Source organism: Ideonella flava (assembly GCF_051857595.1).
Classification (GTDB): domain Bacteria; phylum Pseudomonadota; class Gammaproteobacteria; order Burkholderiales; family Burkholderiaceae_C; genus Ideonella.
Map to the genome: position 1 here is coordinate 1 of NZ_JBPZHD010000006.1, position 12,371 is coordinate 12,371.

The following is a 12,371-nucleotide window of genomic DNA, read 5'->3' on the forward strand; positions in this document are numbered from 1 at the left end:
TACGCCAATCACGCCGAGGCCCAGAACGACATCGCCGACTACATCGTCCGCTTCTACAACCCCACGCGGCTGCACTCCACGCTGGGTTATCGCTCACCTGCCGACTACGAGCGCTGCCTTCTGGTTCAGCGCGCTTCCCTACCTATCTGAGTGTCCGGAATGGCTTGACCACGGCAGTTCGGGCTGAGTCCGCACCCCCGTTCGGGCTGAGCCTGTCGAAGCCGGCGAGATGCGATGCCCTCGGCCAGGTGGAGATGAATGGGCCCTTCGACAAGCTCAGGGCGAACGGAGGTGGGGTCCGTTTGTGCTGAGTCCCCACCCCCGTTCGGGCTGAGCCTGTCGAAGCCGGCGCGGTGCGATGCCCTTGGCCAGGTGGAGATGGATGGGCCCTTCGACAAGCTCAGGGCGAACGGAGGTGGGGTCCGTTCGGCCTGAGCCCCCACCCCGTTCGGGCTGAGCCTGTCGAAGCCGGCGAGATGCGATGCCCTTGGCCAGGTGGAGATGAATGGCCCCTTCGACAAGCTCAGGGTGAACGGAGGTGGGGTCCGTTCGGGCTGAGTACCCACCCCGTTCGGGCTGAGCCTGTCGAAGCCGGCGAGATGCGATGCCCTCGGCCAGGTGGAGATGAATGGGCCCTTCGACAAGCTCGGGGTGAACGGAAATGGGATCCGTTCGGCCTGAGTCCCCACCCCGTTCGGGCTGAGCCTGTCGAAGCCGGCGCGGTGCGAATGTCCTTCGCGAAGTTCCAGATGAACGGCCCCTTCGACAAGCCCAGGGCGAACGGAGGGTGGGGTTTGTCGCACGCCGCGAAGACGAAAGCCTTGACGCCGCGCAAGCCCCGCCCACGACCCCCGCCCACTACTCCTTCAGGCGTATGCCCCCACCCGGAGGCATCCCACTTCCGGCACTCCTGGCTCACCCCCACCGGTGGATGCACGCCGCGGACCTAACGCGGCAAAGTGACATCACCCAAGAAGGAGCCACGAATGGCCATCGCCACCCATCCCCACCGACACGTCGCCGCACGCACACCCGCGGCAGCACGCACCGCGCCCGCCAAGGCCTCGCGCCGCGCGATGTCGGTGCTCGTCGTCAGCACCTTGTCCTTCACCGTGTGCTTCATGGTGTGGATGATGTTCGGCGTCATCGGCATCCCGATCAAGAAGGCGCTCAACCTCAACGCCACCGAGTTCGGCCTGCTCACCGCCATGCCGGTGCTCACGGGCTCGCTGGTGCGCGTGCCGCTGGGCATCTGGACCGACCGCTTCGGCGGCCGCATCGTGATGGCCCTGCTGATGGCGGCCACCGTGCCGGCCATCTGGCTGATGAGCTATGCCACGCAGTACTGGCACTTCCTCACCATCGGCCTGTTCGTCGGCCTGGCCGGCGGCTCGTTCTCGGTCGGCACGCCCTACGTCGCCCGCTGGTTCCCCAAGAGCCGCCAGGGCCTGGCGATGGGCGTGTACGGCGCGGGCAACTCCGGCGCGGCGGTCAACAAGTTCGTCGCACCGGCGCTCGTCGTGGCCTTCGGCTGGGCCATGGTGCCGCAGGTCTACGCGGCCATCATGCTCGGCACGCTGGTGCTGTTCTGGCTGTTCAGCGCGAGCGACCCGGCGCACCAGGTGCCTTCGGCGATCAGCTTCCGCGAGCAGCTCAAGGCGCTGAAGGACCCCAAGGTCCTCAAGTACTGCCAGTACTACTCCATCGTTTTCGGCGGCTACGTGGGCCTGAGCCTGTGGATGGTGCAGTACTACGTCGGCGAGTACGGCCTGGACATCCGCGTGGCCGCGCTGCTGGCCGCCTGCTTCTCGCTGCCCGGCGGCGTGCTGCGCGCCATCGGCGGCTGGCTGTCCGACAAGTACGGCGCCCACAGCGTCACCTGGTGGGTGATGTGGGTGAGCTGGATCTGCCTGTTCCTGCTGAGCTACCCGCAGACCGACTTCACCGTGCTCACCGTCAAGGGCCCGCAGACCTTCCACATCGGCCTGAACGTCTACACCTTCACCGCCATCATGGCCGTGCTGGGCGTGGCCTGGGCCTTCGGCAAGGCCAGCGTCTTCAAGTACATCAGCGACGACTACCCCACCAACATCGGCGCCATCAGCGGCATCGTCGGCCTGGCCGGCGGGCTGGGCGGCTTCGTCCTGCCGATCATGTTCGGCGCCCTGCTGGACTTCACGGGCGTGCGCTCCTCGGCCTTCATGCTGATGTACGGCGTGGTCTGGGTCTCGCTCATCTGGATGTACTTCACCGAAGTGCGCCGCACCCGCCTCATGGGCGACACCGCCGCCGCCGCGGCCGCCTGACTCCCTCATCCCTTCAAGGAGCACTTCATGGCTTCTACCTCCCTCATCGCGCAATGGAACCCCGAGGACCGGGGCTTCTGGCAGTCGCGCGGATCGTCCGTCGCCCAGCGCAACCTGTGGATCTCCATCCCCGCGCTGACCCTCGCCTTCGCCGTCTGGATGGTCTGGTCGGTGGTGGTGGTGAACCTGCCGCAGGTGGGCTTCCGCTTCTCGACCAACCAGCTGTTCTGGCTGGCCTCGCTGCCGGCGCTGTGCGGCGCGACGCTGCGGATCTTCTATTCGTTCGCCGTGCCCATCTTCGGCGGCCGGCGCTGGACGGCGGTCTCCACCGCCTCGCTGCTGCTGCCCGCGGGCGGCATCGGCCTGGCGGTGCAGAACCCCGGCACGCCCTACGAGGTGTTTGTGCTGCTGGCCCTGCTGTGCGGCTTCGGCGGCGGCAACTTCGCCTCCAGCATGGCCAACATCAGCTTCTTCTTCCCCAAGGACAAGAAGGGCACGGCGCTGGGCCTGAACGCGGGCCTGGGCAACCTCGGCGTGTCGCTGGTGCAGTTCGTGGTGCCGGTGGTCATCAACATGGGCCTGTTCGGCGAGCTCGGCGGCGAGCCGCAGGCGGTCACCAAGGTCGGTGGCTCCATGGTGCTGTGGCTGCAGAACGCCGGCTACATCTGGGTGCCCTTCATTGCCGCCAGCGCCTTGGCTGCGTGGTTCGGCATGAACGACCTGGCCGAAGCCAAGGCCTCCTTCGCCGACCAGGCGGTGATCTTCAAGCGCCAGCACAACTGGTGGATGTGCTGGCTCTACCTCGGCACCTTCGGCAGCTTCATCGGCTACTCGGCCGGCTTCCCATTGCTGATCAAGAGCCAGTTTCCCGGCGTCAACGCGCTGCAGTACGCCTGGCTGGGCCCGCTGGTCGGCGCGCTCATCCGGCCGGTCGGCGGCTGGCTGTCGGACAAGGTCGGCGGCGCCCGCGTGACCTTCTGGAACTTCATCGCGATGGCGGTGGGCGTGGTGGCGGTGCTGCAGTTCCTGCCCTCGCACGGCCAGGGCGGCCACTTCACCGGCTTCCTCGCTTCCTTCCTGCTTCTGTTCGCGGCCTCGGGCATCGGCAACGGCTCGACCTTCCGCATGATCCCGGTGATCTTCCTGACCGAACGCACCCGCGAAGCCGCGGGCAAGGGCCCGCAGTTCAAGGAACAGGCCATCAAGGATGCCAACAAGGAAGCGGCAGCGGTACTCGGCTTCAGTTCGGCTGTCGGTGCCTACGGCGGCTTCTTCATCCCCAAGAGCTACGGCACCTCGATCTCGATGACGGGCAGCCCCGACGCGGCGCTGTACTGCTTCATCGCCTTCTACGTCACCTGCGTCGCGATCACCTGGTGGTTCTACAGCCGCAAGAACGCCCCGATGCCGTGCTGATCCCGGCCCGTTGACACAGATCGTTTACCGAGCGACACGCATCGTTCCGCCGCTGTCGCACCGGAACGCACCGGCCTGCCGAGACTGCAGGCCGACCCTTCGGAGAACCCCATGAGCCATTTCCTGGACCGCCTCACGCACTTCTCGCAGCCCCGCGAGTCGTTCGCCGGCGACCACGGCCAGACCACCGGCGAAGACCGCACCTGGGAAGACGCCTACCGCAGCCGCTGGCAGCACGACAAGATCGTGCGCTCCACCCACGGCACCAACTGCACCGGCTCGTGCAGCTGGAAGGTCTACGTCAAGGGCGGCATCGTCACCTGGGAGACCCAGCAGACCGACTATCCGCGCACCCGGCCCGACCTGCCCAACCACGAGCCGCGTGGCTGTGCCCGCGGAGCCTCCTACTCCTGGTACCTCTACAGCGCGAACCGGGTCAAGTACCCGATGGTGCGCGGACGGCTGCTCAAGCATTGGCGCGCCGCGCTGCAGATCGCCCACGACCCGGTCGAGGCCTGGACCCGCATCGTCGAGGACCCGGCCAAGCGCGCCGAATGGACAGGCCAGCGCGGCCACGGCGGCTTCGTGCGCTCCAGCTGGGATGAGGTGAACCAGCTCGTTGCCGCCGCCAACGTCTACACCGCCAAGAAGCACGGGCCGGACCGCATCATCGGCTTCTCGCCCATCCCGGCGATGAGCATGGTGAGCTACGCCGCGGGCTCGCGCTACCTCTCGCTCATCGGCGGGGTGTGCATGAGCTTCTACGACTGGTACTGCGACCTGCCGCCGTCCAGCCCCATGGTCTGGGGCGAGCAGACCGACGTGCCCGAATCGGCCGATTGGTACAACTCCACCTTCATCATCGCCTGGGGCTCCAACGTGCCCCAGACCCGCACGCCGGATGCGCACTTCTTCACCGAGGTCCGCTACAAGGGCGCGAAGACGGTGGCGGTGACGCCCGACTATGCCGAGGTCAGCAAGCTCGCCGACCTCTGGCTGCACCCCAAGCAGGGCACGGACGCAGCGCTGGCGATGGCCATGGGCCACGTCATCCTCAAGGAGTTCTATTTCGACCGGCGGAGCGAGTATTTCGACGACTACGTTCGTCGGTACACGGACCTGCCGATGCTCGTGATGCTCGAGGAGCGCACGCTGCCCGACGGCCGCAAGGCGCTGGCGAGCCAGCGCTACCTGCGCGCCAGCGACTTCAACGGCCAGCTCGGCCAGGGCAACAACGCCGAGTGGAAGACGCTGGCCTTCGACGAGCACGGCAAGGTCGTGCTGCCCAACGGCTCCATCGGCTTCCGCTGGGGAGAGAAGGGCGACGACATCGGCAAGTGGAACCTCGAGGCTCGTGAAGCCCGCAGCGGCGAGGACGTGAAGCTGCGCCTGTCGATCGAAGAGGGCGGCGCCCACGAGGTGGCCGAGGTCGCCTTCCCCTACTTCGGCGGCATCGAGACCCCGCACTTCGACGCCAACGAGCAAGGCGGCGACGTGCTGCTGCGCAAGGTCCCCGTGCAGCGCCTGCGGCTGTGCAAGGAGGGCGTGCCGGCGGGTGAGCAGCGCGAGGTGCTGGTCGCCACGGTGTTCGACCTGATGGCTGCGCACTACGGCATCGAGCGCGGCTACGGCGACGGCGCCCAGGGCTACGACCACGACGCCCCCTACACGCCCGCCTGGCAGGAGAAGGTCACCGGCGTGCCGCGCGACCAGGTCATCGCCGTGGCCCGGCAGTTCGCCGACAACGCCGACAAGACGCGCGGCAAGTCCATGGTGATCATCGGCGCGGCGATGAACCACTGGTACCACTGCGACATGAACTACCGCGGCATCATCAACATGCTGATGCTGTGCGGCTGCGTCGGACAGAGCGGCGGCGGCTGGGCCCACTACGTGGGGCAGGAGAAGCTGCGCCCGCAGACCGGCTGGACGGCCCTGGCGTTCGCACTCGACTGGAACCGCCCGCCGCGCCAGCAGAACTCCACCTCCTTCTTCTACGCCCACACCGACCAGTGGCGCTACGAGAAGCTGGGCGTGGGCGAAATCCTCTCGCCGCTGGCCGACCGCCAGGAGTTCGGTGGCAGCCTGATCGACTACAACGTGCGCGCCGAGCGCATGGGCTGGCTGCCCAGCGCGCCGCAGCTGGAGACCAACCCGCTGGCGATCGCCGGCCTGGCATCCGCGGCGGGCCTCGAGCCCAAGGACTACGTGGTGCGCGGGCTGAAGGACGGCTCGCTGCGCCTGTCCTGCGAGGACCCGGACGAGCCGGCCAACTGGCCGCGCAACATGTTCGTCTGGCGCTCCAACATCCTGGGCTCGTCGGGCAAGGGCCACGAGTACTTCCTCAAGCACCTGCTGGGCACCGAGCATGGCGTGCAGGGCAAGGACCTGGGGCCGGATGATGCGAAGCCCGACGAGGTGCACTGGCATGAGCACGGCCCCGAGGGCAAGCTCGACCTGCTGGTCACGCTCGACTTCCGCATGAGTACCACGTGCCTGTATTCGGACATCGTGCTGCCCACGGCCACCTGGTACGAGAAGAACGACCTCAACACCAGCGACATGCACCCCTTCATCCACCCGCTGTCCTGCGCGGTGGATCCGGCCTGGCAGGCGAAGAGCGATTGGGAGATCTACAAGGGCTTCGCCAGGGCCTTCAGCGAGGTCTGCGTGGGCCACCTCGGCGTCGAGAAGGACGTCGTCCTGACCCCGCTGATGCACGACACGCCGGCCGAGCTCGCTCAGGCCCTGAATGTGAAGGACTGGAAGCGCGGCGAGGTCGATCTCATCCCCGGCAAGACCGCGCCGCAGATCACCGTCGTCGAGCGCGACTACCCCAACACCTACGCCCGCTTCACCGCGCTGGGCCCCCTGATGGAGAAGGTGGGCAACGGCGGCAAGGGCATAGGCTGGAACACGGCGGACGAAGTGCGGCAACTGGCCGAGCTCAACGGCAAGGTGCACACGGCCGGCCCGACCAAGGGCATGGCGAAGATCGAGACCGACATCGATGCGGCCGAGACGATCCTCATGCTGGCGCCCGAGACCAATGGCCACGTGGCGGTCAAGGCCTGGGAGGCGCTGGGCAAGATCACCGGCCGCGACCACACCCACCTGGCGCTGCACCGCGAGGACGAGAAGATCCGCTACCGCGACGTGCAGGCCCAGCCGCGCAAGATCATCAGCTCGCCGACATGGAGCGGGCTGGAGAGCGAGAAAGTCTCCTACAACGCCGGCTACACCAACGTGCACGAGCTGATCCCCTGGCGCACGCTCACCGGCCGCCAGCAGTTCTACCAGGACCACCCCTGGATGCGCGCCTTCGGCGAGGAGTTCACCAGCTACCGCCCGCCCATCGACATGAAGGCGCTGCGCGGCTTCGGCGGCGTCAAGCCCAACGGCCACAAGGAGATCGCGCTCAACTTCATCACGCCGCACCAGAAGTGGGGCATCCACTCCACCTACAGCGACAACCTGATGATGCTCACGCTCAACCGCGGCGGGCCGGTGGTGTGGCTGAGCGAGGACGACGCGAAGGACGCCGGCATCGTCGACAACGACTGGATCGAACTCTTCAACGCCAACGGCGCCATCGCGGCGCGGGCGGTGGTGAGCCAGCGCGTGAAGCCGGGCATGACGCTCATGTACCACGCACAGGAAAAGATCATCAACACGCCGGGCAGCGAGATCACCGGCCAGCGCGGCGGCATCCACAACTCGGTGACCCGCATCGTCACCAAGCCGACCCACATGATCGGCGGCTATGCGCAGCTGAGTTACGGCTTCAACTACTACGGAACCATAGGCACCAACCGCGACGAGTTCGTGCTGGTGCGCAAGATGAACAAGGTCGACTGGCTGGATGACGACGTGGTCGCCGCCGAAGAACAAGGAGCCTCGCAATGAAAGTCCGCGCACAGATCGGCATGGTGCTGAACCTGGACAAGTGCATCGGCTGCCACACCTGTTCGGTCACCTGCAAGAACGTCTGGACCAATCGCAAGGGCATGGAGTACGCCTGGTTCAACAACGTCGAGACCAAGCCCGGCATCGGGTACCCCAAGGAGTGGGAGAACCAGGACAAGTGGAACGGCGGCTGGATCCGCAACCCGGATGGCTCGATCGAGCCGAGGCAGGGCGGCAAGTGGAAGCTGCTGATGCGCATCTTTGCCAATCCCAACCTGCCGCAGATCGACGACTACTACGAGCCCTTCACCTTCGACTACGACCACCTGCAGTCGTCGCCCGAATCGAAGGCCGCGCCCACCGCGCGCCCGCGCAGCCTGATCACCGGCCAGCGGATGGAGAAGATCGAGTGGGGCCCGAACTGGGAGGAGATCCTCGGCGGCGAGTTCAGCAAGCGCTCCAAGGACGCGAACTTCGAGGATGTGCAGAAGGACATCTACGGCCAGTTCGAGAACACCTTCATGATGTACCTGCCGCGCCTGTGCGAGCACTGCCTGAACCCGGCGTGCGTGGCCTCGTGCCCCAGCGGCAGCATCTACAAGCGCGAGGAGGACGGCATCGTCCTCATCGACCAGGACAAGTGCCGCGGCTGGCGCATGTGCGTCTCGGGCTGCCCCTACAAGAAGATCTACTACAACTGGGAAAGCGGCAAGGCCGAGAAGTGCATCTTCTGCTATCCGCGCATCGAGGCCGGGCAGCCGACGGTCTGCTCCGAGACTTGCGTCGGTCGCATCCGCTACCTCGGCGTGATGCTCTACGACGCGGACCGCATCGCCGAGGCTGCGAGCACCGAGCGTGACCGCGACCTGTACCAAGCGCAGTGCGACATCTTCCTGGACCCGAACGACCCCAAGGTGATCGAGCAGGCCCGCGCCGACGGCATCCCCGAGGCCTGGCTGGAGGCTGCGAAGAAGAGCCCGGTGTGGAAGATGGCGATGGAGTGGAAGATCGCCCTGCCGCTGCACCCCGAGTACCGCACGCTGCCGATGGTCTGGTACGTGCCGCCGCTGTCGCCCATCACCGCGGCCGCCAACGCCGGCCAGATCGGCATCAACGGCGAGATCCCGGACGTGAAGTCGCTGCGCATCCCGGTGCAGTACCTGGCCAACCTGCTGACCGCGGGCGACACCGCGCCGGTCATCCGCGCGCTGGAGCGCATGCTGGCCATGCGGGCCTGGCAGCGCGGCAAGCACGTCGACGGCATCGAGAACTTCTCGGCGCTGAAGTCGGCGGGCCTGACGGTCGACGAAGTCGAAGAGATGTACCAGGTGATGGCGATCGCCAACTACGAGGATCGCTTCGTCATCCCGTCGACGCACCGCGAGTACGCCGAGAACACCTTCGACATGCGCGGCGGCTGCGGCTTCTCGTTCGGCAACGGCTGCTCCGACGGGCAGACGGAAACGTCGCTCTTCGGCGGCAAGAAGCGCCGCACCATCCCCATCCAGGCGACGGTGTGAAAAGGGACAACAACATGAGCAAGACAAGCCACCGTCCAGGCCACCATCAGCGCCTGACCCTGCGGGCCCTCGCGGCACTGCTGGGCTACCCCGGGGCCGAGCTGCGCGAAGCGCTGCCCGCCATCGTCACCGTCCTGCACACCGAGCGCATGCTCAAGCCGGCGCGCCTGGCCGAGATCGCGGCACTCGCCCGGCAGCTCGGCGCCATGGATCCGTTCGAGGCGGAAGGCCGCTATGTCGACACCTTCGACCGCGGCCGCGCCACCTCGCTGCACCTGTTCGAGCATGTGCACGGCGACTCGCGCGAGCGCGGCCCGGCCCTGGTCGACCTGGGCCAGACCTACGAGCGCGCCGGCCTGGTGCTGCAGGGCGAAGAGCTGCCCGACCACCTGCCGGTGGTGCTGGAGTACGCCTCCACCCAGCCGGATGCCGCGGCGCGCGAGTTCCTGGCCGAGATGGCGCACATCCTGACGGCCATCTTCAGCGCCTTGCTGCAGCGTGAAAGCCCGTATGCGAGCGTCATCGCGGCGGTGCTGGAGCTGGCGGGCGAGCGGGTGCAGGCCGTGCCGGTCGCGCCCGAGCCCGAGATGGACGAGGCCTGGGCCGAGCCGCCCGCGTTCGACGGTTGCTCCACGCGCGGCCAGGCGCGGCCCGACACGCCGCAGCCCATCCACATCGTGCGCAAGTCACCTTCCTCGACCACCCCCGTGCAAGGAGCGTCGCTGTGAACGCCTCGTGGTTCGACACCTTCTTCTTCGGCTACTACCCCTATATCGCGCTGACGGTCTTCTTCGTCGGCAGCCTGCTGCGCTTCGACCGCGACCAGTACTCGTGGAAGAGCGACTCGTCGCAGCTGCTGCGCGCCGGCTCCTTGCGCTGGGGCAGCAACCTGTTCCACCTCGGCATCCTCTTCCTGCTCGGTGGGCACACGGTCGGCATGCTGACGCCGCACGCGGTCTACGAGCCCTTCATCTCCTCCGGCGGCAAGCAGGTGGTGGCGATGGTCACGGGCGGCCTGTTCGGCCTGCTGGGCTTCGCCGGCGTGAGCATCCTGCTGCATCGGCGCCTGACCGACCCGCGCATCCGCCGCACCTCGAAGTCGAGCGACGTGGCGCTGCTGGTGATCCTGTGGCTGCAATTCGCGCTCGGCCTGGCGACCATCCCGCTGTCGGCCCACCACCTGGACGGCAGCGTGATGCTGAAGCTGGCCGAGTGGGCGCAGCGCGTGGTCACGCTGCGCGCCGGCGGCGTCGAGCTGATTGCCGATGTCGACACGGTGTTCAAGCTGCACATGATCCTCGGCATGACGGTGTTCTTGATCTTCCCGTTCACCCGGCTGGTGCACGTGTGGAGCGGCTTCGCGACGGTGGTCTATGCCTTCAGGCCCTACCAGCTGGTGCGCAGCCGGCGGCTGAACCTGCCGGCCGGGCACCTGGCCTCGCGCCGCAGCTTGCCGACGCCGAGCCGCGCCGCGGCGCCAGCCGCCGCACCCGCCGTGCCGCCGACGGTGGCCGTGCGTCCGGCCGCCGGGAGGGGCAAGTGATGAACCCGACCACTTTGCTGCCCGAAGCCCGCGTCAACGGCATCGCGCTGAACGGACCCGAAGAACATCTCGACGAATCGACGTTGCGCCAGCGGGCCTGCACCGAGCTGCTTCGACAGGCAGCCGAGCGTGCCGGCCTGCTCGATGGCCGCTCCAGCGGCGACGCGATCGAGGCCCTGCTGGAGCGCGAGCTCCACGTGCCCGAGCCCAGTGAAGAAGCCTTGCGCCGCCACCACGAGGCGAACCGCACCGCCTACGTCCAGGGCGACCGGCTGCGCCTTCGCCACGTCCTGTTTGCCGTCACGCCGGGCGTGGACGTGCAGGCCCTGCGCCGCCACGCCGAGGGCGTGCTGCTCGACTTGCGCTGCGCCGAGACCGCGAGCGAGGCCTTCGCCCGCGCCGCCGAGGCCCACTCCAACTGCCCGAGCCGGGAGGCGGGCGGCGAGCTCGGCTGGCTCAGCCGCGCCGACTGCGCGCCCGAGTTCGCCCGCGAGGTCTTCGCCCACGAGGGTCTCGGTGTGCTGCCTCGCCTGGTGCACAGCCGCTTCGGCCTGCACGTCGTGGAGCTGCTGGAGCGCGATCCCGGCCGCGCGCCTGCCTTCGAAGAGGTGCGGGGCGCGGTGGTGCTGTCGCTTAAGCAGCAGGCCTGGATCAACGCCCTGCGCCAGTACCTGCAGCTGCTGGCCGGCGAGGCCGAGCTCGAAGGCGTGTCGCTGGAGGCGGCCGAGACGCCGCTGGTCCAGTAGCCCCATGCCCGACGAGCTGCTGCAACGCCTGCGGCGCTTCCACGACGACGCCTTCCCGCGCCACGAGGCGCACTTCCGGGCGCTGGTCGACGACGGCCAGCATCCGACGACGCTGTTCATCGGCTGCTCCGATTCGCGCCTGGTGCCCTATCTGCTCACCGGCGCCGGGCCGGGCGAGCTGTTCATGGTGCGCAACGTGGGCGCCTTCGTGCCGCCGTGTTGCGGCACGAAGGCGAACGGTCACGGCGCGCTCGGCCATCACGGCACCGCGGCCGCGATCGAGTTCGCGGTGCTGAACCTCAAAGTCCGCCGCATCGTGGTCTGCGGCCACAGCCATTGCGGGGCGATCAAGGCGTTATACGAAGACGTCTCGCCCGAGGCCATCAATCTGCGCGCCTGGCTGGACCTGGGGCGCGACGCCACGCTGCCGGTGCAGCCCACGGCAGAGGCCTTGCGACGCACCGAGCAGCGCGCGGTGGTCCTTCAACTCGAACGCCTGATGGACTACCCGATGGTCCGCCGGAGAGTGGAGGCACGCGAGCTCTCGCTGCACGGCTGGCACTACGTGATCGAGGACGGCGAGGTGCATGTCTTCGACGTCGCCGCCGGCGCATTCGTGCCCGCTTCGCTTGCCGATCATGCCGGCACCGGGCCGTATGCGGGCCTGGGCGAAGCCGAGGAGGGCGCCATCTTCAACGAAATCGACTCGGCCTGTCTCGCTGCCCCTTCGGGCCGACCCTCTTCGACCTCCACCCGTTCGGGCTGAGCCTGTCGAAGCCTTCGTGCCAGTGGCCCTTCGACAAGCTCAGGGTGAACGGATGGGGAGGAGCGGTGATTCCCCCGCCGTTCGGGCTGAGCCTGTCGAAGCCTTGATGCCAGCGGCCCTTCGACAAGCTCAGGGTGAACGGATGGGGAGGAGCGGTGATTCCCCCGC

Annotated in this window: 9 protein-coding genes; all 9 read left to right on the plus strand. The window is 67.7% G+C overall.

Features of this window, described 5'->3' with window-relative positions:
* A partial coding sequence (locus ACS5PM_RS13820; RefSeq protein ID WP_439388615.1) for an IS3 family transposase occupies positions 1-150 on the plus strand: 150 nt, incomplete at its 5' end.
* Positions 151-986: 836 nt separating this feature from the next.
* Positions 987-2,306, plus strand: coding sequence for an MFS transporter (locus ACS5PM_RS13825; RefSeq protein ID WP_439388223.1), 1,320 nt, complete (start codon positions 987-989; stop codon positions 2,304-2,306).
* A 27-nt stretch (positions 2,307-2,333) separates the two neighbouring features.
* Positions 2,334-3,722: a NarK family nitrate/nitrite MFS transporter gene (locus ACS5PM_RS13830; RefSeq protein WP_439388224.1), complete on the plus strand. Its 1,389-nt coding sequence runs from the start codon at positions 2,334-2,336 to the stop codon at positions 3,720-3,722.
* Between the two features lie 111 nt (positions 3,723-3,833).
* Complete coding sequence (locus ACS5PM_RS13835) at positions 3,834-7,628, plus strand: nitrate reductase subunit alpha (RefSeq protein ID WP_439388225.1); 3,795 nt, start codon at positions 3,834-3,836, stop codon at positions 7,626-7,628.
* Positions 7,625-9,148 carry a nitrate reductase subunit beta gene (gene narH / locus ACS5PM_RS13840; RefSeq protein ID WP_439388226.1) on the plus strand — a complete coding sequence of 508 codons (1,524 nt, stop codon included), beginning with the start codon at positions 7,625-7,627 and terminating at the stop codon, positions 9,146-9,148. The genes ACS5PM_RS13835 and narH overlap by 4 nt, the downstream gene beginning before the upstream one ends.
* 14 nt (positions 9,149-9,162) lie before the next feature.
* Positions 9,163-9,876 (plus strand): nitrate reductase molybdenum cofactor assembly chaperone, encoded by a 714-nt coding sequence (gene narJ / locus ACS5PM_RS13845; RefSeq protein WP_439388227.1) that lies wholly within the window; start codon positions 9,163-9,165, stop codon positions 9,874-9,876.
* Positions 9,873-10,691: a respiratory nitrate reductase subunit gamma gene (gene narI, locus ACS5PM_RS13850; protein ID WP_439388228.1), complete on the plus strand. Its 819-nt coding sequence runs from the start codon at positions 9,873-9,875 to the stop codon at positions 10,689-10,691. The genes narJ and narI overlap by 4 nt, the downstream gene beginning before the upstream one ends.
* Positions 10,691-11,437, plus strand: a complete 747-nt coding sequence (locus ACS5PM_RS13855) for a peptidylprolyl isomerase (RefSeq protein ID WP_439388229.1) — start codon at positions 10,691-10,693, stop codon at positions 11,435-11,437. Before narI ends, ACS5PM_RS13855 begins: the two co-directional genes overlap by 1 nt.
* Before the next feature lie 4 nt (positions 11,438-11,441).
* Complete coding sequence (locus tag ACS5PM_RS13860; RefSeq protein WP_439388230.1) at positions 11,442-12,203, plus strand: carbonic anhydrase; 762 nt, start codon at positions 11,442-11,444, stop codon at positions 12,201-12,203.
* Positions 12,204-12,371: the final 168 nt, after the last annotated feature.